Here is a 26,502-nt window from a genome sequence, read left to right on the forward strand (position 1 = left end):
CGCCGTTTTAAATGGAGATAAAGCTATCATGAGCTATACTCATTTTATTTTTGAGTGGAGCTCATGATAGTTTCATTTGCTTAACTGTTTTGGCTTAACCATTCCTGGAGCGGCACAAATTTGTGGGTGGCAGTTTCTTTTGCCAATTCAATTCGTGATGCTGAATCTGGTCCCATGTACGTGTGTTTTTCAAAATACCCAAACATCTCTGCTAACTCCTTTGCTCCTTTAAAAAAAGTTGAAAATATTTCAGCCGGCACTTGTGAAAAGCTATACGCTTTGCCATTGGCTTTATAGGCTTCTATGATATCATTAAAACTGTACAACCCGGTTGCCAGGGCAAGATAATTACCGTTTCCAACTTTTTCGGGCTGCAAAAATGCACCGGCTACTACTTTTCCCAGGTCATTAATATCCGACATGTGAATCGCTTTTTTTGTAGGGTCAATCGGTAGTGTCCAGCCGGTTGTGCCATCTTGTTTGGGTTGTGGCCCCAACATCCCTACAAGATTTTGAAAATAAAACGGCGGCTGAACAAATGTTGCATATTTGAATCCTGCACTTTTTACCAATTCATCCACCTTTGCCTTTAAAGTAAAATGCGGCACTTCAAATCCTGCCTCACTAATGAGCTCCACATCCGGAAGCGTTGACCAAATAAAATGTTGCACACCCGTTGCTTTTGCTGCTTCAATGGCATTTTTACCCTGGGTAATTTCGTCGGCACCTTCCCAAAAGTTGGTTACCACAAATACGCCATACGCATTTGTAAAAGCGTCTTTTAAGGATTGCAAGTCTTTTAAATCTGCATAAACTGCTTCATTTGCCTTGCCTGTATATGTTTCCGGGTTACGGGTTATTGCTTTTACATTAAATGTGCCTTCATTTACAAGGGCATTTACAATACCCTTACCTTGTGCACCTGTTGCTCCAATTACTACTATTGTTTGCTTTTTCATCTGTTTGTTTTATGATGTAAAATTGCAGTAACAGCACACCCCGAAACGATGAGAAATGATAAAAAAAAGCGTTGATAAATATCAACGCTTTTGTAAAATCAAAAATTAAAACAGAAGTTATTTACTTGCTTGTTTTCTGATTCTGCTTAAAGTTTCTTTTGTTATGCCCAAAAAAGAGGCAATGAGGTGCTGGGGGAATCGTTGAATAAATTGAGGGTGATTAGCGGCAAATTCTTCATAGCGTTTTTCTGCTGTATTACTAATGGTAGAATTCAATCTTCGCTGAGAAACAATGAAACTTCTTTGGTCCATTAACCTTGTCATTTGTCCAAATGAAGGTACTTTTTCTATCAGATCCAACATGTCTGCTACTGTAGCAATGAGTAGTTCAGTATCTTCCCAGGCATCGATATTATATCTTGATGGTGTAAGCATCATAGCACTTTCACGGTCGCTTGCCCAATAATTTTCAATGTATAACTGTACAATATGCTCCACCCCTTTGTCATCTACGCTATATTGTCGCATAGCACCTTTTACAATAAAACCAACGTATTTACACACATTGCCTTCTTCCAAAAAGTATTGCTTTTTTCTGAGCTTTTTGGGGTGGAAAGCAGCTATAATTAACGCTTCTTCATCACTTGTAAGTGGCAATGTAGCGTATCGCCTGATGTAGTCTAAAAGCTTGCTGTGCATTGATTTTGATTATTAAACTAACCCAAGGCAAAGATATAAAGAATGTTATGTGTTAGTTTGCACGTATAAGGATACATTAACCTCATGAAGCGCACGGTTAGTTTGATTAAATACCAAAGCCAGCAAGTGTAGTTGTATAATTGCAATTATATCTAAAAATATATTTAACAAATTGTCTTGCGCATTTTTTTAAACTTAGGGCGCGTAATTACATATAGCCTCCCCGGAATATCGAATTATTTAGTTGAATATCTTGTTTCACGATATTCTTTAGGAGCATATCCCATTGTTTTGGTAAAAAGTCTCGAAAAATAAAATGGATCATCTATCCCAACTTTAAACGCAATTTCATTTATCCTCAGTTTGGTAAACTGTAAATACTGACAGGCTTTCTGAATTTTCAGATGATTAAAGTATTCAATAGGCGGGAACCCCGTTTTTTTTCTGAAAATAGCTGAATAATGGCTATTAGACAAGTTAACCGATGCTGCCAGTTCTGAAAGCGTCAGTGACTTTTCAAGATTGTTCCGCATGAAAAATATAGATTTTTCAAGGATATCGGTATTTTTTTCGGATAGCTTCGTATTGTATTTATCACTGTAAATAAATGAACTTAAAAATTGCAGCAACAACAAATTAATGTAAGTCAGATTCTCCATGCTGTAACCCTGTTCAAGATAGGTGTAAAGCTGTTCAAATAGCGTGATACGCTCCTGTACAAATTCAACACTGTATTTGTAGCTTTGCCCTTTTGAATAAAGCCATTTTACTAAAGCATCTGCCTGCTCGCCTTTAAAATGGCACCAATAAATTGTCCAGGGTGTTTTTTCGTTCGTTTCATACGAATGAGCAATGCTGTGTGGAATGATAATAAAGTCACCCGGAACAATAGTATGCCTGACAGATTTGATTGTTGCTATTCCCGTTCCCTCCACACAATAAATAAGAATATTTTGTTCTGCCCCCTGGGTTCTTTTTCGAAAATGAAATTTCGCTTTGGGATAATAGCCGATATCGGTGATATAAGAGCCTTTAATAATATCATTGGAGAGGCAGAACCTGTTTAAAATCGACCTGGGAATACCAATGGCTTTTTGCCCGTCGAACCCGTCTTTCTTATAATTCATTTCAAATAATCCATTTCAAAATACAATTGCCTTCTACTATTTTTTGACGCAGGTGCAACGTGTCGATTCGCAGGCAGATGTACTTATCGGTAAACGTAAAAATTAGAAATTTGATTTGGAATTAATTTCAGTTTGATAATAATATAGTCCATATAAATCCTAATTGCGTCCATATTAATAAGCTGTTTTATTTCCGAAAATTACAAACCAATTTAATAACCGAAGAAACATTTATGTTTATACAACAAGCACAACCAAGAACCTGCAAAAATCAACCATCACCACAAATAAGCTTACATTAGAGGGGCGTTCGGTGACTACTTTAACAGGAGCCTATAAATAATAACCAGGCCGATTTTCGATGAAAAAAACATTAGTCTTATTTGCTGTACTATGTTGTGGTGTGGTAGCATTTGCACAACACACGCGGATTTCAGTTTCTGGCACATGGGCCTTTAAACTGGATTCCCTTGATAAAGGGATACCTGAAAAATGGTATATTGAGAAATTGCCGGGAAAAATCGTTCTACCAGGAACATTGGATGATGCCGGAGCCGGAAAACCGGTTCAGACAGATACGCTGAAACTTAACAAGCTGGTGATGATGCATTTGTCAAGGAAACATGAGTATACCGGCGCAGTGTGGTACCAACGTACAGTTTCGATCCCCCAAAACATGCAGTCGGCACGTCTGACGCTGGAACGTGTGATCTGGAAAACCGATTGCTGGATTGATGGACATCAGGCAGGCACCCAGGAAAGCCTGATAGCACCGCAGGTTTTCGATTTAGGTACGCTCAAGGCCGGTGTCCATCAGATTACTTTACGTGTGGATAACAGGAAACAACATGATATCAGCGTTAATAACTTTGCTCATGCATATACCGATGGCACACAAATCATATGGAACGGCGTAATCGGAAAAATGGAAATCGTCGACCAGCATCCTTTAGCCATCGATAATGTGCAGTTATTCCCCAACCTAAAATCCGGCTCTGTTGAAGCAAATATCAATTTTGTACCCGGGGCGAGAGATAAAAAGTATTACGTCAGAGCAAGATTATTAAAAGGGCCGCACGTTGTTGAGGATACACAGAATATCACCGTTGCCGTTGATAGTTTATGGCATTCAAAGCTCATCATCAAAGTTAAGAATGCCCGGGGCTGGGATGAATTTAATCCCCGGCTTTATGGTCTAAAAATCGATGTGACCGACAGATCCGGCAAGGTTATCGACAGCAGAACCGAACGATTTGGCTTCCGTGATCTATCTTCTGCGAAAGGGCAGTTCCGCATTAACGGCAGGCAGCTGTTTCTGAGGGGAACATTGGAGTGTAACATATTTCCGCTGGAAGGCCACCCGCCGATGAACGAAACCGGATGGTTGAAGCTATTTAAAACCGCAAAGCAATACGGATTAAATCACATCCGGTTTCATTCCTGGTGTCCGCCGGAAGCAGCCTTTAAAGTGGCCGATTCTCTTGGATTTTACCTGCATGTTGAACTACCCTTATGGAGCCTCACGGTTGGCAAAGATCCCGGAACGTTATTGTACCTTAAGGACGAAGCCTCCCGGATCATACAGAACTATGGAAATCACCCCTCGTTTTGTTTCTGGAGCATGGGCAATGAACTTGAAGGCGATTTTAACTGGCTTCAGGGTTTAGTAAGGGAACTGAAAGCTAAGGATAGCAGGCGTCTTTATACCACTACTACTTTTAGCTTTCAAAAAGGACACGGTAAATACCCGGAGCCGGCAGACGATTATTTTATTACTCAATATACGGATAAAGGCTGGGTACGGGGGCAGGGAATTTTCAATACGAACATCCCCGACTTTAAAACCGATTATAGCACCGCGATCAAAAATATCCCGGTACCACTCGTAATTCATGAAGTTGGCCAATATTCTGTTTATCCTGATCTGAATGAGATTCATAAATATAAAGGGGTGCTGGAACCTATGAATTTTAAAGCTATCCGGCATGATCTCCGCAATAAAGGAATGCTTGATCTGGCGGGTCCTTATCTAAAGGCCAGTGGCAACTTAGCAGCAAACCTTTATAAAGAAGAAATTGAGCGAGCCTTAAAAACCTCGGGCGTGGGTGGTTTTCAGTTACTCGACCTTCATGATTTTCCAGGGCAGGGAACTGCGCTTGTAGGTTTGCTAAATGCTTTCTGGGATAGTAAAGGCATTATAACACCACGAGAGTTCCGCCGGTTTTGCGGGCCTGTGGTTCCGTTGCTTAGGTTCGACAAAGCCACTTACACCAATGACGAGGCATTTTCAGCTTCGGTTGAGCTGGCGAATTTTTCTGATAAAACTTTAACAGATCAACTTACCTGGTGCATAACCGGTGAAGACAGAAAAGCCCTGTTTAATGGAAAATTGAATAAAAAATCAATCCCGGTTGGTAACGGACAGCAGATCGGTACATTCAGCGTCAATCTTAATTCGATATCCAAGGCGATGCCGCTGGATATCACCTTAAGCCTCGCTCATTCCCCTATCAGCAATCACTGGAAGATATGGGTTTATCCTGCTGTGTTACCGAAACCGCCAAAAAACGTCATCTTCACAACGTCAGCAGACAGTGCTTTAAGTTGGTTAAAAGCAGGGGCAAATGTTGTCCTGAACCCAGATACTGCAGCAATAAAAGGTGTTAATGGCCGCTTTGCGCCGGTCTTTTGGAGCCCCGTCCATTTTCCGGATCAGCCTGGAAGTATGGGCCTGTTGATTAGCCCAACCCACCCCGCCCTTGCCGATTTCCCTACAGCTTATTATAGTGACTGGCAGTGGTGGGATTTGGTAACCAGTTCAAAAACGATGATTACTGATATACTTCCCTTTCAAACCCATCCGATTGTGCGCGTAATAGATAATTTTTTTAAGAACAGGAATATGGCCGATCTATTGGAATTCAAAGTAAACGGTGGTAAACTTATCATATGCTCTATGGATATACATCATAATTTAACTGCGAGGCCGGTAGCGCGACAACTTAGGTATAGTTTGATGAAATATGCTGGTAGTAAAAATTTTGCGCCAAAAGAAAACCTTAGCAGTACGGATCTAATAAAATTCTTTAAATAGTGCTCCAAGCCTATTAATGCGGTTACTCCCACATAACTTGCATGCCCGTTGTACAACCCCAGGCGTTCAGTATCCCATCGCGGAACGCCACCAACTAAATCCAGAGCAGGGTGATTTTATTGATCTTTTACTTTTCATGTTGTTGTAAATGGACGATCTTAAATCTGCTCAAGCTGACGGTTGTGAACGTTTTTGGTTAATAACCTATATATTTTGCCCAACCCCTGCTTTCTCCTGAATTATGCACGGGCTTACATCTTTACAATGAGAGCATAAAACAGCGATAAACATTATTTTGTGTAAGCGTTACAAATGTCGACAAAAGGCCAAAATATAAATTGCTGTCGAAGAAACCAGATAGGTTAACCTCTTATTTATTATACTAAAAGTTACTATGTGCAAAATAGTATAACATTCACGTTACAATTGCATAGCTTTACTATTAATTTAAAAAACCAATTAAAACCCTAATTTAAAGAAGCCAAATGTCCGGATATGATGGATATACTGATAAAGAATTGCTCTTTTTAGTTAGAAAAAGCGACAGAACGGCCTTTACTGAACTGTATGACAGGCATTGGAATAGTGTATATTCTCAGGCATTTAGAAAGCTAAACGATGCTGATGTTGCAAAAGACATTACCCAGGAAGTGTTTATCTATCTATGGACTCATCGGGAAACGAATCTTATAGAAAATCTTGAAGCTTATTTGTTTAGCTGTGTTCGTAATAATATATTCAGGTTGCTGAAAAAAGAGAGCCGGTTTATTTGCATTTCCGATTTAATCCTGGAGGCAAGGGCATGTTGTTCCGAAGCTGATGCACTGATATTACAAAAAGAATTGGTCAAATCCTACGAATCGCTGATTAAATCTATGGCACCGGCGCAGAAATTAATATATGAAATGCGCTTTCACGAAGATTTATCTACGCTTGAAATTGCCCAGCAACTCAATATTTCCAGAAAGACTGTACAAAATCAACTGACAAGAGCTTTAACCCTGCTCAGAAGTTCCCTGGCATCTATTGCCATTCTGATTATTTCGCATCGTTAATTACTAAAACTTTTTTTTGATGACCTGATACGGCGACGTGAGTTATTCGTGTATGACACTAAAAAAGTTCTTTTATCGAATTTTTAGCATCATATGCAAATAATTGACGCCCTGCTTCAGTATTACAAAAGCCTTATAACCAGCCCGGCAAGAATAAATCGCCCCTGCGATAAAAAATATTTTTTTTCCGTGTGGGATTTTTCTCACTTAATGTCTCATCTGTATACCAATATCAATAAACCAATGACAAAAGAGCTGTTTTTAGTAATTCTTACTAACTATCTTGACGGCATTGCCACCAAAGAAGAAGAGGACTTCCTGCACGCCTATTACAACTTTTTTATGTCCGATGTGGATGTAATTGCTTTATTGGATGAAAAGCAAAAAGACCGGTTAAAATCATCGATGAAATTGAACATTGATGATTATATAGATTCAGAAGCAAAACCGGTTAAAAAAATAAATATCTGGCCACGAATTGCTGTAGCTGCATCCATCATTTTAGCACTATCTTTTGGGAGCTATATACTGTTGCATAAGCCGCCCCCTCAGCAAATGGCACATATTCAGCACAATGACATTGCGCCAATAGGTTATAAAGCAACACTTACCCTTTCCGGGGGCCGGCAGATAGTACTTGACGCGAAGCATAATGGTCAGCTGGCCCAACAAAAAAACATGGTAATTAGCCAGGCCACTAACGGAATTATTACTTACTCCGCAAACCAACAAAATAGCCCGGGCGACAATTCCCCCGTTTACAACACAATGACCACCGGTGGGGGCCAATATTCGCTCCAGTTATCTGATGGCACCAGGGTATGGCTAAATTCCGCTTCTTCCATAACTTATCCGGTTGCATTCACCGGCAAGAATAGGGAAGTAAAAATTACAGGCGAAGTGTATTTTGAAGTCGCCCATAATAAAGCTAAGCCGTTTTCTGTGATTACCCATGGCCAAACCGTCCAGGTGTTAGGCACGCACTTCAATATCAATGCATACGATGATGAAGCGCAAATGAAAACCACACTATTGGAGGGAAGTATCAAAATAAGTAAGGCCGATCAGGCTGCTATGCTTACACCAGGACAGCAAGCCCAAATCGGGTTTGAATCAAATACCATTAAAATAAACAGTGGTGCAGACGTAGAACAAGCCATTGCCTGGAAAAATGGATTATTTAGTTATGATCAGACCGACCTGAGAGAAGTTATGAGGCAGCTGGCGAGGGCATACGAAGTAAAAATTGAATATGAAGGAAAAATTCCAACGCGAACCTTTACCGGGAAAATCCATCGGAACATCAGCGTTTCGGAGGCGCTTGACATTTTAAAATTCACCAGAATCAACTTCAGGCTGGAGGGTAAGAAAATTATTGTTACCCCATAAAGGCCGCCTGTAAGAAGCTACTACCTGATAAACCAATTAATAAACCAATTTATCCCATAAACATGAAAGAAATTTTACAAGAATGATCAATCAAGGGGTTAAAAAAATAAGCCGGAAAGTGTTGGTCCACCGTCCGGCAAGTTTGAGTTAACCCTTTCTATCCGCCGGATAGCGGAAAGATAAAAACCAGTTAGAGTCTATTTTTCACGTATTAACCCAAACATTACAAAAGTATGAAATTAAATACTTTAAAACGTGGTGTGCCGTCCCTATGGCTGCCACATAAATTGCTATTGATTATGAAACTAACAATGTTCATCCTCATCATAGCCCTTGCACAGGTAAGTGCAAAAGGATTCGGACAGAAAATTACCCTGAATGAAAAAAACACTTCAGTCAAAAAGGTTTTACATGATATTGAACAACAAAGTGGCTATACTTTTTTTTATGACAGTAAGGATTTGCCCAATACACCAATAACTGTTCAGTTAAAGGAGGCAACGGTAGAAGATGCCGTGAAGGCGAGCTTAAAGAACCTGCCTTTAACCTATAAATTTGTTAAAAACAATATTGTATTAACCAGGAAAGAGATTTTACAGGATAATCAACCCAAAACGGATATTTTAATAAAAATAGATGTTTCGGGAAAGGTTGTAGATTCATTAGGCAGGCCGTTGAGTGGCGCTACAGTTACCAATAAAAATGCTAATACCCACACAGGAGCCAATGCAAATGGCGAATTTGCAATAACGGCGAATGAAGGGGATAAAATAGAGATTGCATTTATCGGATATCAATCTTATACATTCGTTGCAAAGGCTAAAGAACCATTTGTGAGCATTACCCTGCATGAAATTCTGGGCAAGCTTAACGAGGTAGTCGTTGTTGGCTATGGCACCCAGAGGAAGTCTGATGTAACAGGTTCTTTATCCAGCCTATCGTCAAAAGATTTTAAAGATCAACCGGTTACCCGTATCGACCAGGCCTTACAAGGCAGGGTTGCCGGGGTGCAGGTGGTTAACAACTCTGGTGCGCCCGGTGGCGATGTTAAGATCAGGGTGCGGGGTTCCAATTCTATACTTGGGGACAACAATCCGCTTTACGTTATCGACGGTTTTATAGGCGGTGATTTTAACAACCTGAATCCCGACGACATTGCTAATATTGAAGTTTTGAAAGATGCGTCAAGCACGGCAATTTATGGCAGCAGGGGTGCAAACGGAGTTGTTTTGATAACCACTAAAAAAGGAAACGCACAAAAACAGGAAATAACCCTTACCCCTGTTTTTTATTCATCAAAAGTTATTAAAAAAATGGATTTGATGAATGCGGCTGACTTTGCTACCACAGTAAACGCCCGAAATGCAGCCCTTAATATATCTCCTTTCTTTACCCAGGCACAAATAGATAATTTTAAAATCACCGGCGGAACTAATTGGCAGGATTTGGTTTTCAGGAATGCTCCCGGCCAGGAATATAAGTTAGGTTATTCGGGCGGCAACGCCAAAACACAATTCTTTATTTCGGGCGATTACCTCAACCAGGATGGTATTGTTATTAATTCAAACTTTAAGCGGTATGCCCTCAGATCCAACATTAACACACAATTTTCTGATAAATTAAGTACCCGGCTTAATATTTCGGCCATAAGAAGAGAAACACTGAACACGGGTAACCAGGGTACAGGCGGCTCGGTTAACCAGGCCTTGGCTTGGGCGCCAACTACACCTGTAAGGACCGCTGCAGGAACATATACCATTGTAGATCCGCTGGGTTCTATTCGTTCTAATCCGGTTGCTTTGGCAAATGACGCAGAAAACATTGTAGACAACTCCAATATAACTTTAAACGGGGGCGCAAATTACCGTTTTTTCAAAGACCTCTCGTTGGACGTAAGCTTTGGTGTAGATTATCAGAATATTCAAGGAAAAAACTATTCAGGACCAAGTATCACCAATAATATTCCAAACGCCAGCCGCACATCTACAGAATTAATTAATTTACAAAATACCAATACATTAAACTATTCGCACCTATTCAATAACGTGCATAGCCTAAATGTAACCGCGGTATTTGAGCAGCAGAAATATACATCAACAGGGTTTAGCGCCAATGCTAACAACCTTACATTTGCTAACCTGGGCTACGATAACCTTGCTTTATCCACTACACAATCGGCGGGGTCGGCCTATTCTGGGTCGGCTTTAATCTCTTATTTGGGCCGGGTAAACTATGCATTTAAAGACAAGTATCTGCTGACGGTTTCGGTAAGGAGAGACGGTTCTTCAAAATTTCAACCCGCCAACCAGGAAAGCACATTCCCATCAATAGCTTTGGGCTGGAAACTCTCCGAAGAGTCCTTTATCAAAAAACTGGACCTTTTTGATACATTCAAAATCAGGGGCAGTTGGGGCTTAACAGGAAGCCAGGCTATTAATCCTTATGCCACGCTTTCAACTTACCTCAGCGATGCCTTTTCGGCGGCCAACAGTTTCAACAACACTTCGGTTTCTTCGGGAATAGTACTTGGTAACGCAGCCAATCCCTTCCTGAAATGGGAGACCACGCAGGCAGAAGATGTGGGCTTAGATCTGTCATTGTTTAACAACAGGTTAAATTTTACAGCTGATGCCTATGTTAAAAATACCAGGGATTTACTTTTATCCCTTCCGTTGCCTGCTTATGCAGGAGGTGGAAACATCATTAGTAACGTAGGAAAAATGAAAAACAGCGGGCTCGAATTCAACATTGGCGGCACACCCGTACAATCGGGTAAGTTTACCTGGTCCAGCTCGTTTAACATAACGTTTCAAAAAAACCTTGTTAAAAGCTTAGGTACAATAGCCAGTGTATTTTCAGACAAAAGCGTACCAAACGCGGGAGCAGGCCTATCTACCCAACCTGAATTTATTATTAAACCTGGTTATGCACTTGGGTCATACTGGGGGCTGAAATATTTGGGAACATGGAAACCAAATGAAGCTACCGAAGCTGCAAAATATGGCAACAAGCCAGGGGATTCACACTACCAGGATTTAAACGGCGACAATGCCATAAACGGTAGTGATTTTCAGATTATAGGGAACGGCACGCCTAAACAATCGCTCGGCTGGAACAATACTTTTACTTATGGTGATTTCTCGGTAAATGTATTTGTACAGTCGTTATTGGGCTTTAGTAAACTTGATTACTCTTACGCCAGTTCTATAACCGCTAATGCAGATGCCAAGCAAGCTACTAATGTAGGCGTTTTAAACAGGTACCAGCCGGGTATCAATGAAACTTCAAATATACCGGCATTCAGTTCTACCAATAAAGACTATTTTGAATCGAGCCGTTTTCTTGAAAATGGAAATTTTGTGCGGCTGAAGAACCTGAACATTTCTTATCACCTGCCAAAAGGTACCATCAAAAATGTCGACTTGAAGCTATTTATAGGTGCAACTAACCTATTTACCATAACCAAATATAAAGGATTTGATCCGGAGTCAACCAACGCGGGTTCGGGCTCGGATGTTACCCAAAGCATTGATTTTGGTTCTTATCCTAATTCCAAGACATTTAACGTAGGTGCGGTATTGAAGTTTTAAACTTATTGAAAAGATAAATTATGAAAAAGATTTTAATTATAGTAATGATCCTATCGGTGGTGGGCTGTAAAAAAGCGCTGAAAGAAGACCCCAGAGGCCAGGTAGTAGGTACACAGGCATTAAGTACGGTAGCCGGTTTAAATGCAGCATTGGTAGGCGCTTATAAACCATTATCAACCACCTGGATAAATGGATTTACTACGGCAGCAGTAGTTGCCGTGTTAATGGGGTCCGATGACCTCACTACTCACCCGGCCAGCAACAAGGCCGACCTGAGGGAATTTGATCAATATCATGTTTCCAATCTTAACGGCAGGATGCTTAATATCTGGAACGGGTGCTACAAATCAATACAAGGGTCCAATAACATCATCAACAATTATAAATCAACCACGGGCGATGCTGCCGCTATCAATCAAATCCTGGGCGAAGCTTATTATCTGCGTGCGCTTGATTATTACTGGCTTGTTAGGTTATGGGGAAAAATTCCGCTGATCACTTCAGAAGTTTACAGCCCCGAGGTTTTAAAAGTTGGAACCTCGGCCCCGGCAGAAATATATAAACTGATTGAAAGCGATTTGCTGAATGCCGAAAAACTGATGCAAAATAAAAAACTGGATGCAGGCAGGGCCTCAAAAGGCGCTGCGTCGGCGTTGCTTGCAGACGTTTACCTTACAGAGGGTGGCTGGCCTGTTAATGATAATTCAAAATATGCATTGGCTGCTGCTAAAGCGAAAGAAGTAATTGATAACAAGGCGGCCTACAGTTTTGATCTGGTATCCGACCTGGGCACATTATGGCAGAATACCCGGTTAGGGACAACAACATCAGAAGAGGTTTTTGCCATTCATAATTGCGGTACATGTAACTGGTTTAACTCAAATGCGCTTTATGGTTCGTCTGCAATGCCTGGCGAAGAAAACGGCTGGGATGATTATTTTGCAGAAATCAAATTTTTCAATGATTTTCCGGCCGGTCCCAGAAAGGATGCCACTTTCCACACGGTTATTAAAAAGTCTGATGGTACAACTATACCATGGCAGAGCGATGCAGTAAAACACCCTTATTATGAGAAGTTCAGAGCTCCTGTTGAGGGCAGTACCGACGGCTCAAGTGCAACTGTCCAAATGATGCGGTATGCACATGTTTTACTGATATATGCCGAGGCGCAAGCCAGGAGCGGTGCTGCTAATGACCAGGCTTACGCAAGTATTAACGCGGTACGTGCCCGCGCTGGTTTAGCTCCTTTGAGTGGTTTATCAAGTACAGATTTTATAAAAGCGGTAATTAACGAAAGGGCCTGGGAATTTGCCGGTGAATATACCAGGTGGTTTGATATAACGCGTTTGCAGCTGTTAACCCAGGTTATTGCTAACCGAGATCCCTCAGAAAACGCGCCAATTGGAACGCCACAATACTATTTGCCCATCCCGGCCGGCGACCTTCAGTTGAATCCGAACTTAGGAAATTAACAAGAAATATCGGCTAAGACACCGGTTGTGTACAGTGACCCGAATGAAAATAATAAAAAGTTAAACAATTTTGACTGGGAATTGCCAAATTGGCGATTCCCAGTCATTTTATATACTGCAAACATCAGCCTAAATGAAAATGAAACACTTCTTACTTATCACATTATTAATAGCGATAAAAAGTTTAGCCTTTGCCAATACGAACAACCTCATTGCCGATACACCTGCACATGGCGGCGTAATACTTGATGCCGATGGCCAACCCATTAATGCCCATGGCCCTGGTGTAATGTATCATCAAGGTGTCTATTATCTTTTTGGTGAAATAAAAAATGGAAAAACCTGGCTCGTGCCGGGCCAGAACTGGGAAGATTACCGGGTTCCGGCTGGAGGGATATCCTGCTATTCATCTACCGATCTGAAGCACTGGAAATACAGGGGCATAGCCTTGAAACCGGTAGTGAATGACCCGGGCAATGACCTGGATACCGGCAGGGTGATAGAAAGGCCCAAAGTGATCTATAATGAACATACAAAGAAATTTGTGATGTGGATGCATATAGATAAGAACGATTACAACTATTCGCGGGGTGGTGTTGCCATAAGTGATAGCCCGGCGGGGCCATACCAATACCTGGGGAGCATAAAACCCAATGACCAAATGTTAAGAGACATGACCTTATACAAAGATGATGACGGTAAAGCTTACCTGATCTACTCATCCGAAGATAACAATACGATGCATGTTTGCCTGCTGAACGATGATTATTTAAAGCCAACAACAACATATGTAAGAATATTTGAGAATCAAAGAAGGGAAAGTCCGGCTGTTTTTAAAAACAAGGGGAAATACTATTTGATTACTTCAGGATGTTCGGGCTGGTCGCCAAATGCGGCGTCTTATGCGGTTGCTGATAATATTATGGGCCCATGGATAGAACAAGGCAATCCATGTAAAGGACCATATGCTGAAATGACCTTTTTTTCGCAGGGAGCATTTGTGCTGCCGGTAATAAGTAAGCCGGGAAAATTCATTTTCATGGGAGATGTGTGGAATAAAACTGATTTAGAAAAGTCTGCCTATTTGTGGCTGCCTTTAAGTATAAGCAATGGAGAGATAGAGATTAAAGAACGTTAACCTGTTTTGACTGGATTTAGGACAAACATTTCGGAAATAAAAACTTATTTCTCAAACGGCAGGGATGGTTTAATCGGAAACATGTTGATGCAAGTTATAAGTAACTTCAAAAATCAACCCACCCAAAGTCAATTTAAAAAAACAATAATCAGTAATTAATCATGAGCAGAATTTTAGGGGTTATTTTTTTTATAACAGCAGCATCATTCAATCTAAGTGCCCAAAACATTAATGAGAAGATAAAAGCTACGTCAAAAACGCAGCTTCCACCGTTTCCAGCCGTTCCGGCGCGTTTACCTATTGATAGTGTATCTATGGGCGATTGGGAATCTTTTCCTGAAATAAAATTGGATATTCCTATTACTGATGGCCCCTTTAAGCCAACTTGGGAATCGATAGAAAAGAATTATCCAGGTGAACCCGCATGGCTTCGTGAGGCAAAATTTGGCATATGGGTACACTTTGGGCCACAAGCTGTAGGCGAGAGCGGCGATTGGTATGCACGCAAACTTTACACACCCGGCACAAAAGCCTATAATAATCATCTCAGGAAATATGGCCACCCATCCAAAACCGGATACAAAGAGGTACTTCGTGATTGGAATCCTACCAAACTTGACCCCAGCAAATTAACTAAAATATATAAAGATGCAGGCGCCCGGTTCCTGATGATTCAGGGTGTGCATCATGACAATTATGATATGTGGAACTCGCATTATCAGCCGTGGAATTCTGTTAATATCGGCCCCAGGCGTGATTTAATTGGCGAATGGGCTAAAGCTTGCCGGACAAATGGAATGCATTATGGCGTCACCTTCCATCACGAATATACATGGTGGTGGTGGCAAACAGCATTTGGCAGCGACACCATTGGCGACAAAAAAGGCATACCTTACGATGGCAACCTTACATTAGCAGATGGGAAGGGGAAATGGTGGGAAGGGTATGATCCACGTTTACTTTATGGAATTGACTTGCGCGAATACAAAGGCGTTGCTCAGGAAGCAGCCTCGCGATGGAACCCTGCGCCCGCGGGCATTTTTAGCAATCATTTGGATTATGCAAAATGGTATGCCACACGATGGGCATTAAGGATGATGGATGTAGTAGAGCATTACGACCCCGATTTCATTTATACAGACGGCACCGTTCAGGGGCCATTTACCGGTAACGGAACCGGCACAGGATTAAAAGCCGATGCCATGCAAACGGTTATTGCCGATTATTACAACCGTACGCTTAAAACTCGTGGGGAGGTAAATGCGTTCAGTATTGTAAAATTCCGAAAAAAAACTAATGGCACTGTAAATACCGAGGAATCTGGAATTCCGGCGGATATAAAAACAGATCAGCCCTGGATAGCTGAAGTGCCGGTGGGCGACTGGTTTTATGAGCCTGGCTTCACCTATGACTCGGGTATGATGATACGTTATATTATAGAAGCCATAGCCCGCGACGGTAATGCAGCGGTGTGCATCTCGATTTTGCCGGACGGATCGCTGGATGAAGGCAGCCAAAAAATGTTAAGAGAAGTGGGGATCTGGATGCGCCGTAACAGCGAGGCGGTTTACGGCAGCCATGCCTGGGTCATGCCTGGCGAAGGAGAAAAAGTGAATGGCAAGTTGAAAATGCTGCCCCCCGGCGCATTGACACGCAGGCAGGCCGAATTCAAATTCGGCCCTCAGGACTTTCGTTTTACCTTGGGCAAAAATGGGGCGTTGTATGCTTTTTGCATGACTGTGCCTGTATCCGGGACACAGCTGACGATAAAATCATTGGGTACAGATTCAAAATATCTTAGCCGGCAGGTTAGATCAGTGACGCTGTTGGGTAACAGCGGCAAGCTACAATGGAAACAGGAAGCTGATGGCCTGTCCATCACCTGCCCGCCAGACATGCCGTTCGCTACATCCGTTGTGTTCAAGATTGATTAAGGAGTAATAGCTATTATCCCGGACTTACCTAAGCACTTTATATCGTGGGCCATGGATAGAACAAGGTGATTCGGGCAAGGAGCTTAACTCAAAAGGCGACCTTTTTGCGCAAAGAGCGTTTGTATCACCGGTAACTGAAACCGCCCCATTGGGAACCCTATGGAACAAATTCCACCGGGGGGCTTAACCGCCAGGCGGTTTCATTCCATTTCATGTTTAACTAATTTTTGAGGATCAAAAAAGTGGTTCAACGGCCCCTGACCGTCTCCCGTTTTAACATCCTTGCCCTGCTCTATAGCTTGCTGAATATATTTTTTACTGTTCGATATTGAAATACCCAGATCATTACCTAATGCGATAAAAGATGCAATTGCAGATGACAGGCTGCATCCTGTTCCATGTGTATTAACTGTATCAACGGCTGTTGACTTGAAAACACATTCATTATCAGCTTTATCCAAGTAAACATCAAACAGATCAGGCCCCTTCAGATGTCCTCCTTTGATCAGTACAGCATTACACCCATATCGCATGATTTGCACTGCCGCCTCTTTCATATCGCCGGTGGTTTTGATCTCCATTCCGGTAAGGATAGCCGCTTCATCTAAATTGGGGGTAATTAATTTGGTTATCGGAAACAAGTATTGTTTTAAAGTTTCTACAATATTGTTGGCTATCAAAAGGTCGCCACTGGTAGCTACCATAACCGGGTCAAAAATAACCGGGACATTTGGGTGGTCACTTAAGGCTTCGGCAATGCCAATAGCCAATTCGGCGCTGTGCACCATCCCCATCTTAATGGCAGATGGTTTGAGGTCATCCATCACCGCTTTAATTTGTGCTTTGACAAAATCAACCGGGATAGGGTGAATACCGCTAACTCCTAAGGTATTTTGTACGGTAAGCGCGGTTATGGCCGTGGTTCCAAAACACCCCAGGGCACTTATGGTTTTTAAATCGGCTTGTATGCCTGCTCCGCCCCCACTGTCTGATCCGGCTATGCTGAGTACAACCGGGTATTTATATTTGATCATATTAAATCACCCCGTTTTTTAAACTATACATTTCACCTTTGTACAAAGGCTTTAATAATTGCATGGCCATTTTACTCCGCTGTCCGGTCTGGCAACAGAATATCAATTTTTTATCCGATGGCAATTGTTCGGCACAATCTTTCAATTCATGTAAAGGAATGTTGATACCACCGATATTATAGTCTTCAAACTCCCAGGTTTCGCGCACATCAATTAGCTGGATGTCGTCGGGGCATTCGGTTAACAACCTTGTCAACTCGTTCATCGTTAGTTCGTGGTACATAGCCGCCGTGGCGGTGTTTTTAGTGTGAACTTGTTTTTGTTGTTTCCTGATTTTAAAAATATTGGTTGAGTTATCAAGCGCATTAATGGTCATTAATTTACCCGACAGTGTTTTGCCTATACCGCAAATAATCTTGATAGCTTCGGTAGCCATATAGGTGCCTATGATGCCTGGTAAAACACCCAATACACCTATGTCGGCACAATTGGGCACTTCGTCGGCTGGTGGCGCTTCGGGAAAAACATCCCTGTAATCAGGTCCATCCTGATAATTGAACACAGATACATGGCCCTCAAACTTAAATATAGAGCCAAATACCAGCGGCTTGTTTAAGGCCACGCAGGTATCATTCACCAAATAACGTGTCCCGAAATTATCCGAGCCGTCGATCACCAGGTCGTACCCCCTGCAAATATCTTCTGCGTTGCCCGGTGTAAAGCGTACCGGGTAAGCCGTAATAAAAGTATGCGGATTGAGTAATCCGAGCTTTTCTTTAGCAAGCACCGCCTTTAAACCGCCAACGTCGTTCACGCCATATAAGATCTGCCGGTGCAGGTTGCTGATATCTATGGTGTCGTCATCTACAATGCCTATTTCGCCAACGCCAGCAGCAGCCAGGTATTGCAACACGGGGCAGCCCAAACCGCCGGCACCTATCATCAGCACTTTAGCGGTCTTTAGTTTTTCCTGCCCGGTTATTCCTATTTCAGGTAAAATGATCTGCCTGCTGTACCGTTTAAATTCTTCGCCTTTTAACATACTTATTGTGCTAAACTGTTATCCCAGTCTTTCCAAACCGGTTCGTATCCTTGCGATCTGATGACCCGGGCAATTTGCTCCGGACTGCGTTCGTCGCTGATCTCAAACTGTTCCAGCGATTCAGGTTCAACCGCGTACCCTCCGGGATTGGTTTTTGAACCCGCACTAATGTTGGTAATACCCAACTTGATGACATGGTTGCGGAAGTTTTCTGACTCCCGTGTAGACATCGATAGTTCCACCTCGCTATTAAATATCCGGTAGGCACATATCAGTTGTACCAGTTCCCGGTCGCTCATTTCTACTTTGGGTTCTAAGCCGCCGCTAAAAGGCCTCAAACGAGGGAAAGAGAGGCTATATTTCGTTTGCCAATATTTTTTCTCCAGATAATTGAGGTGCAGTGCCGTAAAAAAACAGTCGGTGCGCCAGTCTTCCAGGCCTATCAATACACCCAATCCCATTTTATGGATATTGGCCTGGCCCAGGCGGTCGGGCGTTTCCAACCGGTAACCAAAATTCGATTTTTTTCCTTTTGGGTGATGTTTTCTATAGTCTTCGCGGTGATAGGTCTCCTGGTAAACCAGCACCGTGTTTAGCCCATAAGGAGTTAACTGTTGATAGTCTTCCAGGTCGAGTGGTTGCACCTCCATTGATATATGAGAGAAATGAGGGCGGATCAGTTCGAGTACTTTTTTAAAATAGTCTACATGCACGTTTTCATTATCTTCCCCTGTAACCAACAGGACATGGTCATAACCCATGGCCTTAATAATGCCAACCTCCTGTATAATCTCCATCGGCGAAAGTGTTTTACGCCTTACCTTATTATCATAGCTGAAACCACAGTAGGTACAAATATTTTTGCACTCGTTTGAAAGGTAAAGCGGCAGGTACATTTGTATTACTTTACCAAAACGCTTCAGCGTTAATTGCTGGCTGATAGCGGCCATTTGCTCCAGGTATGGCGCCGCCGCAGGAGATACCAGGGCTTTAAAATCTTCCAGGGTCCTGTTTTCAACAGCTAAGGCCCACTCTACGTCGGCACTTGTTTTAGCGTAGATACTTGATTTGGTTTCGTCCCAGTTGTAGGTTTCGAAAATATCTTTAAAGCTATTCATCTAAAAACGAAGTTAGTGGGCTGCTTGCAGCAGCGTAAGGTAAAGGCAGTGCCAATTTGGCTTCATACGCCATGCGGCCGGCAATTACAGCCATTTTAAATGCTTCTGCCATTTGTACGGGATTGCCTGAAACTGCTATGGCTGTATTCACCAATACGGCATCGGCACCTATTTCCATCGCCCAGGCTGCATCGGATGGTGAGCCGATACCCGCATCCACAATTACGGGCACATTGCTCTGGCTGATGATGATCTCTAAAAAATCTATAGTTTTCAACCCCTTATTGCTGCCGATAGGCGAACCCAAAGGCATTACTGCCGAGGTACCTGCATCTTCCAATCGCTTGCATAGCACCGGGTCGGCATGAATATATGGTAAAACAATAAATCCCAATTTAGCCAGTTCTTCAGTTGCTTTTAAGGTTTCAATGGGATCGGGCATCAGATATTTAGGATCGGGATGGATTTCCAGTTTGATCCAGTTGGTTTCCAATGCCTCTCTTGCCAGTTGAGCAGCAAAAACGGCTTCCCTGGCATTACGCACTCCCGATGTATTGGGTAAAAGATTAATATGCGGGTATTTGAGGCGGATCAGCAGATCATCCTGATCATTGTTTTTGATATCAACGCGTTTTAAGGCAACCGTTACGAGTTCTGAGCCAGAAGCAAGCAGGGCATCTTCCATCAAAATGGAGGAACTAAACTTGCCGGTACCAGTAAACAAACGGGAGTTAAAGGTTTTATCGGCTATTTTTAACATGATCTTTTAGATTAAATAAGTTCATTTATTGACGGGGTATTCAATCGCTGATAACTATACTTGACTATAGCTGTACGGTCAGCCGCCCTGGTAATAGCGCCGGATATGGCCACACCATACAGCCCGGCATCCATAAGCGAAGCAATATCTTCGGGTAATACACCGCCAATGCCTATAATCGGCACCGACATATTTGCAGCACGCATTTGTTTCATGATATCCTTTAGTCCCTCCAAACCTAAAATGGGGCTAAGCTTTGCTTTAGTTGTTGTGAAACGGTAAGGGCCGCAACCGATATAATCAACGCCTTCGGCCACCCTTTGCCTGATATGCTGAAAGGTATTAGCCGTTCCGCCGATGATCATTTGCCGACCGACGATACGCCTGGCGTGCGCAACAGACATATCCTGCAAGCCCAAATGAACACCATAAGCTCCTGCTTTCAGCGCGATTTCCGGATGGTCGTTAACAATCAGTTTCGCACCATGCTGGCTGCATAATTTATTGGCTTCGATGGCATATTCCAGGATCACCCCGGCGGGCTCATCTTTAACCCGGAGTTGCACCCATTTGCAGCCGGCCTCTAATGCCTGCCGGATAGCGGTCAGGTGCGATCCGTTTTCGGGTTGTTGGGAGATATAATGTAGTTTATCGATCATTGCATTCGTATTCATTTATGCTGGTAGATTTTCTTTTAATTGTTTAAAGCGTTCTAAGGCTTCGTCCGGTTCATTCCAAAGCGTACCCAAAACGGCCGCACCATCAAAACCCATCGCTTTAACGTTTGCTAAGTTGGCTATCTTCACTCCTCCCAAGGCAATTACCATGGGTTTGATATTGGTTTTATCCAGTTTAAAATCAGGGCCCAACTTACTTTGATAGCCGGGCTTGGACACGCTATCAAACACCGGCCCGTAAAAAACATAGTCAAAAGGCGTTAAACCGGGAAGCCCCGAAATATCATGAGCAGAAGTGCTTAGCGTAAATCCGTCATCCAATTTACTTTGCCATTGTATTGTGTTTGATGCTTCCCGTGCCCTTTCGGTATAATGCAGCCTTTTGATCCCGTAATCAGCTGCTATTTCGTGAAATTGGTGCAGAGCAATCCGTTCATAAAAACGGGGTGCTATCCCGTTCAATAATTTTTTTACGGTTTGCACGTCGCTTTCGGGTTTACGCAAATGAAAGTATTTCAAACCCGCTATAAACAGCTTGTTGATGAGGCTACTTTCATCGGCAACCGCAGCCGGGTTTGAAATAACAATTAATTCCATGTTTCTACAGGTAAATTTCGCTGCCTTTTTGCAGAAATTCTTTCGATTTTTCTTCCATGCCTTTGGATACTGCATCGGCTTCGCCCATGCCGTTTTCTTTGGCGTAGTCGCGCACATCCTGCGTGATCTTCATCGAGCAGAAGTTAGGGCCGCACATGGAGCAGAAATGGGCAATCTTGGCGCCATCCGCAGGCAGGGTTTCATCATGAAACTCCCTGGCCGTATCGGGGTCAAGCGATAAATTGAACTGATCTTCCCAGCGGAATTCAAAACGCGCTTTGCTTAAGGCGTTGTCGCGGTATTGGGCCCCCGGATGCCCTTTAGCCAGGTCGGCTGCGTGAGCGGCAATTTTATAAGTAATCACGCCATCCTTAACATCTTTTTTATTAGGCAAGCCCAAATGCTCTTTGGGTGTAACATAACAAAGCATCGCCGTACCAAACCAGCCAATCATGGCAGCACCAATAGCAGAAGTGATATGGTCATAACCAGGTGCAATATCTGTGGTGAGCGGGCCTAAAGTATAAAACGGTGCTTCGCCGCAGTACGCCAACTGTTTATCCATATTTTCTTTGATCATATGCATCGGAATGTGGCCCGGGCCTTCAATAATGGTTTGCACATCATGCTTCCAGGCAATCTTGGTCAGTTCGCCCAAAGTTTCCAATTCGCCAAATTGCGCGGCGTCATTAGCATCGGCAATACAACCGGGCCTTAGGCCATCACCTAAAGAAAATGCCACATCGTAGGCTTTCATGATCTCACATATCTCTTCAAAATGTGTGTACAGGAAATTCTCTTTATGATGGGCCAGGCACCATTTGGCCATAATAGAGCCGCCACGCGATACAATACCGGTAATCCTTTTAGCGGTAAGAGGCACATAACGCAGCAAAACGCCCGCGTGGATGGTAAAATAATCTACACCCTGCTCGGCTTGCTCTATTAACGTATCCCTAAAAAGTTCCCAGGTGAGGTCTTCGGCCTTGCCATTTACTTTTTCCAGGGCCTGGTAAATAGGGACGGTACCAATTGGAACAGGCGAGTTTCGGATGATCCATTCGCGGGTTTCGTGTATGTTTTTACCGGTCGAAAGGTCCATAATGGTATCGGCGCCCCAGCGGCAGGCCCATACAGTTTTTTCTACTTCCTCTTCAATACTGGAAGTAACTGCAGAGTTACCTATGTTGGCATTGATCTTTACCAGGAAATTACGCCCGATGATCATCGGTTCGCTTTCAGGGTGGTTAATATTGGATGGGATAACCGCGCGGCCGCAGGCTACTTCCTGGCGTACAAACTCCGGCGTAATATAGCCTTTGGGGGTATTGGCGCCAAAGCTTTGGCCCGGATGCTGATGAGACATCACCGCATATTGCCCGTTCAACTGTTCCTTTAATAAATCTATGCGCTGGTTCTCGCGGATAGCGATGTATTCCATTTCCGGGGTAATAATACCTTTTCGGGCATAATGCATTTGTGATACATTCATCCCCGGTTTGGCCTTATAAGGTTTACTGATGTGCGCAAATCTTAACGTGTCCAGCTTTTGATCATTGGCACGCAGGTTTCCATAATCGGAGGAAATTGCTTGTAATTGCTCCACATCGCCCCGGCCAACAATCCATTGCTCGCGCAGTCTTGGCAAGCCTTGTTTCACATCAATTTCGATATCAGGATCGGTAAAGGGGCCGCTTGTATCATAAATGGTGACGGGGGCGTTCGGTTCAGTTTCGCCAAACCTGCCGTGAAGTTTGGTTTCGCTGAGCACAACCTCGCGCATCGCGACTTGAATATTATGGATTTGTCCTTTGACATAGATTTTGCGCGAGGCCGGGAAAGGCGTTCGGCTGATTACTTGTTCTCCTGGAGTTTTTTCAGTTTTCATGTGGTGAGTGTATATTTTATCCGCCCTGGGTTGCTTTGATAATGGTAATATGATCGCCGGGGTTTAAAAGGTGAGTAGCCCAATTGGCTTTAGGGACGATTTCCTGGTTCACTGCAATAGCGATGCCTTTGGCCGGCTGCGTAAGAACAGTGGCAAGCATTTGCTGCAAGGAGCAGGCATCAGAAACGGAATAAGTTTGTTGATTTACGGTAATTTCCATCCTGTTTAAATTTTAAACGATAGGAATGGACCCGTTGGAGGATTGGTAAACAACCTTAAGGTTGCTCTACTTTTCCCTTCGGCAGTACTAACTGCATCAGGTTCAAAGGGTATTTCTCAGCACAAGGCACCCCTAAAGTTTTTTGTAAAGGTATAAAGTATTTGGTATTTAATTTAATTTTTTATTCTGTTACTGATTTAGATCATTATTAATTTGATGATGGAGGTATGTTGATTGATTTTGTTCATCAGCTATTTAAAATCGGTTGAATGGCGTCCGGAAATTTCAACAGGTGTTCAAAGAGTCTGATTTCTGGATTACTTAAACAAATCAAAAATGGGTTCTGATAGTAACGAGATTCTGCGGAAGTATCCTAATGATAATTATGCTTAGTTTGCGAGACGACATGTTTTAATTTGAAATGTGCTGTATCTTTAGCCCATTCTTTACCCATGATCCGGAATATTAGCATAAACGATTTTATAAAGTTAAGCGAACCCGTTGCTCTGGCTGACGTACGTACCCCTGCTGAGTTTGAACAGGGGCATGTTCCGGGTGCTTTTAATATCCCTTTATTTAGTAATGAGGAAAGGGTTAAAGTGGGTACTACCTATAAACAGGTTGGACGGGAAGAAGCTATCCTTTTGGGGTTTGACCTTACCGGCTCCAAATGGTCGGGCTTTATCAAACAGGCACTGGAAATAGCACCGGATAAAAAAATCGGGGTTCATTGCTGGCGGGGTGGTATGCGCAGTGGCGCCATGGCCTGGGCGCTTAACCTGTACGGGTTTGAGGTTTATCTTATTGAGGGTGGCTATAAAAAATATCGGGGTTGGGTACATCAGCAGTTTGAAGCATCATATCGGCTTTTGATACTCGGCGGAATGACTGGTTCCGGAAAAACAAAGATACTTCACAGCCTTAAAGCTATTGGCGAACAAGTCATCGATCTGGAAGACCTGGCACAACACCAGGGTTCATCATACGGCACCATGAATAAAATGGTTCAGCCAACCCAGGAACAGTTTGAAAACAACCTGGCCCACCAGTTAAAAGACTTAGATAGGCAGCGTAAAATATGGGTGGAAGACGAAAGCCTGACCATTGGCAAGCGCTCTGTCCCTAACCCTTTCTGGTATCAGATGCGTAGCGCGGCTATGATCGACATCAAGGTTGATTTACAGCAACGCATTGCTTCATTAGCTATTGAATATGGCGGTTTGGATAAAGATTTCCTGGTAGAATGCACAGAACGTATACGCAAACGGCTCGGCCCGGAACAAACCAAGCATGCAATAATTGCCATACAGGAAAATCGCATGGAAGATTTTATCGGCATTGTATTGGTATACTATGATAAAACTTACCGTACAGGATTGTCCAAACGTAATCCAAACCTGGTATTTTCACTGGATATTACCGGTGATGACGTTTCAACTCATGCCCAACAAATTCTGATTTTTACTCATACTATTACCGTAACAGAACAGGTTACCACATCTTAATGGAAACTACAGCAATAAAACTAACCCAATATTCGCACGGCGCTGGCTGCGGCTGCAAGATCAGCCCTGCTATTCTTGACAAGATTTTGCATAGCCCAATAGCTCCAATCCCGGATGCAAAGCTATTGGTAGGTAACGACAAACGCGACGATGCCGCTGTGCTTGATCTGGGTAACGGTACGGCGTTAATTTCCACGACCGATTTTTTTATGCCGATTGTGGATGATGCTTACGATTTTGGCCGTATCGCATCGGCTAATGCCATCAGCGATGTGTACGCGATGGGCGGTAAACCTGTGCTCGCCATTGCCATATTAGGATGGCCCATTGACAAATTACCGCCGGAGGTGGCCCAAAAAGTTTTAGAAGGCTCAAGGGCTATTTGCGCCGAAGCTGGCATTACATTAGCAGGCGGCCATAGTATCGATTGCCCCGAACCAGTATTCGGTTTGGCGGTTAATGGTATGGTTAATATCCCGCAGCTTAAACAAAACTCAACAGCTACTGCCGGCTGCCGGCTTTACCTGACCAAAGCTTTGGGTGTTGGTATTTTATCAACTGCCCAAAAGCGAGGTGTATTATTACCGGAAGATGCAGCTATCGCTTTAAAAAGCATGACCACTTTGAATAAGTTGGGAGAAGTTTTCGGACAGATGGACTATGTTAAGGCCATGACCGACGTTACCGGTTTTGGCTTATTGGGTCACCTTTCTGAAATGTGCGAAGGCAGCGGCTTATCTGCAGTTATCGAATTTGACAAAGTACCGGTAATCCCATCGTTAGCCGGCTATTTAGAACAAAAATGTTTTCCCGGTGGCACGCAGCGTAACTGGAATAGCTATGGAAGTAAAATAGGTCCCCTGACCGAAGACCAGAAATACATCCTGGCCGATCCGCAAACAAGCGGCGGTTTGCTGGTAGCTGTTGAGGAAGACAACACAAAAGAATTTGAAGCGAAATTATCAGGTCTCGGAGTTCAAATAAAACCTATTGGATGGTTAAAAGAAAAAAGTGGCGGACCACTGATAACAATCGCGTAATTCTTTTTTTAGGTAATTCAAGGAATTTTGTCAAAGCTTTTTTGCAGAGGCCTTTGTAATTGATGTTAAGTATTGTTTAATAGGAAGTCTGCTATTCGAGGAGTCTGAAATGAGCTAAGCAGATCGACGCTCCATTATTCAAAGGTTCGATTTTCCCTTTTAGT

At 43.0% G+C, this 26,502-nt stretch carries 20 protein-coding genes and 1 riboswitch; of the genes, 9 read left to right on the forward strand and 11 right to left on the reverse strand.

The annotated features are described in order from the left end of the window. Positions 1-80: 80 nt before the first annotated feature. The 3 genes from PQ469_RS27220 to PQ469_RS27230 form a co-directional block, all read right to left on the reverse strand. Positions 81-959 carry an NmrA/HSCARG family protein gene (locus PQ469_RS27220; protein WP_274210491.1) on the reverse strand — a complete coding sequence of 293 codons (879 nt, stop codon included), beginning with the start codon at positions 957-959 and terminating at the stop codon, positions 81-83. 117 nt (positions 960-1,076) lie between these two features. Beyond that, positions 1,077-1,658, reverse strand: coding sequence for a Crp/Fnr family transcriptional regulator (locus PQ469_RS27225; protein WP_274210492.1), 582 nt, complete (start codon positions 1,656-1,658; stop codon positions 1,077-1,079). A 236-nt stretch (positions 1,659-1,894) separates the two neighbouring features. Continuing rightward, the gene (locus tag PQ469_RS27230; protein WP_274210493.1) at positions 1,895-2,785 is read right to left on the reverse strand and encodes an AraC family transcriptional regulator; all 891 of its coding nucleotides are present in this window, start codon (positions 2,783-2,785) and stop codon (positions 1,895-1,897) included. Between the two features lie 361 nt (positions 2,786-3,146). Here PQ469_RS27230 and PQ469_RS27235 point away from each other — a divergent pair, with 361 nt between their 5' ends. The 7 genes from PQ469_RS27235 to PQ469_RS27265 all read left to right on the forward strand — a co-directional run bounded on the left by PQ469_RS27235 (position 3,147) and on the right by PQ469_RS27265 (position 16,457). Then, positions 3,147-5,879 (forward strand): DUF8487 domain-containing protein, encoded by a 2,733-nt coding sequence (locus tag PQ469_RS27235; protein WP_274210494.1) that lies wholly within the window; start codon positions 3,147-3,149, stop codon positions 5,877-5,879. Between the two features lie 485 nt (positions 5,880-6,364). Continuing rightward, on the forward strand, positions 6,365-6,934 hold the full coding sequence (locus tag PQ469_RS27240; RefSeq protein WP_090639833.1) for an RNA polymerase sigma factor: 570 nt from the start codon (positions 6,365-6,367) through the stop codon (positions 6,932-6,934). A 243-nt stretch (positions 6,935-7,177) separates the two neighbouring features. Then, positions 7,178-8,323: a FecR family protein gene (locus tag PQ469_RS27245; RefSeq protein WP_274210495.1), complete on the forward strand. Its 1,146-nt coding sequence runs from the start codon at positions 7,178-7,180 to the stop codon at positions 8,321-8,323. A gap of 233 nt (positions 8,324-8,556) precedes the next feature. Beyond that, the gene (locus PQ469_RS27250; protein ID WP_274210496.1) at positions 8,557-11,913 is read left to right on the forward strand and encodes a TonB-dependent receptor; all 3,357 of its coding nucleotides are present in this window, start codon (positions 8,557-8,559) and stop codon (positions 11,911-11,913) included. 20 nt (positions 11,914-11,933) lie between these two features. Then, on the forward strand, positions 11,934-13,385 hold the full coding sequence (locus PQ469_RS27255; protein ID WP_274210497.1) for a RagB/SusD family nutrient uptake outer membrane protein: 1,452 nt from the start codon (positions 11,934-11,936) through the stop codon (positions 13,383-13,385). A gap of 139 nt (positions 13,386-13,524) precedes the next feature. Further along, on the forward strand, positions 13,525-14,523 hold the full coding sequence (locus PQ469_RS27260) for a glycoside hydrolase family 43 protein (RefSeq protein ID WP_274210498.1): 999 nt from the start codon (positions 13,525-13,527) through the stop codon (positions 14,521-14,523). Between the two features lie 161 nt (positions 14,524-14,684). After that, entirely contained in the window at positions 14,685-16,457 is a 1,773-nt protein-coding gene (locus PQ469_RS27265; RefSeq protein WP_274210499.1) for an alpha-L-fucosidase, read from the forward strand. A 200-nt stretch (positions 16,458-16,657) separates the two neighbouring features. On the opposite strand, the gene thiD is transcribed toward PQ469_RS27265, so the two are convergent. From thiD to thiS, 8 genes are read right to left on the reverse strand one after another with little or no spacing between them, the layout of a single operon-like run. After that, positions 16,658-17,491 (reverse strand): bifunctional hydroxymethylpyrimidine kinase/phosphomethylpyrimidine kinase, encoded by an 834-nt coding sequence (thiD, locus tag PQ469_RS27270; protein WP_274210500.1) that lies wholly within the window; start codon positions 17,489-17,491, stop codon positions 16,658-16,660. 1 nt (position 17,492) lies between these two features. Next, positions 17,493-18,533: a HesA/MoeB/ThiF family protein gene (gene moeB, locus PQ469_RS27275; RefSeq protein ID WP_274210501.1), complete on the reverse strand. Its 1,041-nt coding sequence runs from the start codon at positions 18,531-18,533 to the stop codon at positions 17,493-17,495. Positions 18,534-18,535: 2 nt separating this feature from the next. Beyond that, entirely contained in the window at positions 18,536-19,651 is a 1,116-nt protein-coding gene (gene thiH / locus PQ469_RS27280) for a 2-iminoacetate synthase ThiH (RefSeq protein WP_274210502.1), read from the reverse strand. Beyond that, positions 19,644-20,411 carry a thiazole synthase gene (locus tag PQ469_RS27285; protein ID WP_274210503.1) on the reverse strand — a complete coding sequence of 256 codons (768 nt, stop codon included), beginning with the start codon at positions 20,409-20,411 and terminating at the stop codon, positions 19,644-19,646. The genes thiH and PQ469_RS27285 overlap by 8 nt, the downstream gene beginning before the upstream one ends. 11 nt (positions 20,412-20,422) lie before the next feature. After that, the gene (locus PQ469_RS27290; protein WP_274210504.1) at positions 20,423-21,070 is read right to left on the reverse strand and encodes a thiamine phosphate synthase; all 648 of its coding nucleotides are present in this window, start codon (positions 21,068-21,070) and stop codon (positions 20,423-20,425) included. A 15-nt stretch (positions 21,071-21,085) separates the two neighbouring features. Beyond that, positions 21,086-21,685 (reverse strand): thiamine phosphate synthase, encoded by a 600-nt coding sequence (locus PQ469_RS27295; RefSeq protein ID WP_274210505.1) that lies wholly within the window; start codon positions 21,683-21,685, stop codon positions 21,086-21,088. A 4-nt stretch (positions 21,686-21,689) separates the two neighbouring features. Then, positions 21,690-23,573 carry a phosphomethylpyrimidine synthase ThiC gene (gene thiC, locus PQ469_RS27300; protein ID WP_274210506.1) on the reverse strand — a complete coding sequence of 628 codons (1,884 nt, stop codon included), beginning with the start codon at positions 23,571-23,573 and terminating at the stop codon, positions 21,690-21,692. A 16-nt stretch (positions 23,574-23,589) separates the two neighbouring features. Beyond that, positions 23,590-23,793, reverse strand: coding sequence for a sulfur carrier protein ThiS (gene thiS, locus PQ469_RS27305; RefSeq protein WP_274210507.1), 204 nt, complete (start codon positions 23,791-23,793; stop codon positions 23,590-23,592). A gap of 56 nt (positions 23,794-23,849) precedes the next feature. Further along, positions 23,850-23,937, reverse strand: a riboswitch (TPP riboswitch). 308 nt (positions 23,938-24,245) lie between these two features. Between thiS and mnmH the strand changes: the two genes are divergently transcribed. Beyond that, positions 24,246-25,298 (forward strand): tRNA 2-selenouridine(34) synthase MnmH, encoded by a 1,053-nt coding sequence (mnmH, locus tag PQ469_RS27310; protein ID WP_274210508.1) that lies wholly within the window; start codon positions 24,246-24,248, stop codon positions 25,296-25,298. Further along, on the forward strand, positions 25,298-26,338 hold the full coding sequence (selD, locus tag PQ469_RS27315) for a selenide, water dikinase SelD (RefSeq protein WP_274210509.1): 1,041 nt from the start codon (positions 25,298-25,300) through the stop codon (positions 26,336-26,338). Before mnmH ends, selD begins: the two co-directional genes overlap by 1 nt. Positions 26,339-26,502: the final 164 nt, after the last annotated feature.

It is taken from the genome of Mucilaginibacter sp. KACC 22773, assembly GCF_028736215.1.
GTDB lineage: Bacteria > Bacteroidota > Bacteroidia > Sphingobacteriales > Sphingobacteriaceae > Mucilaginibacter.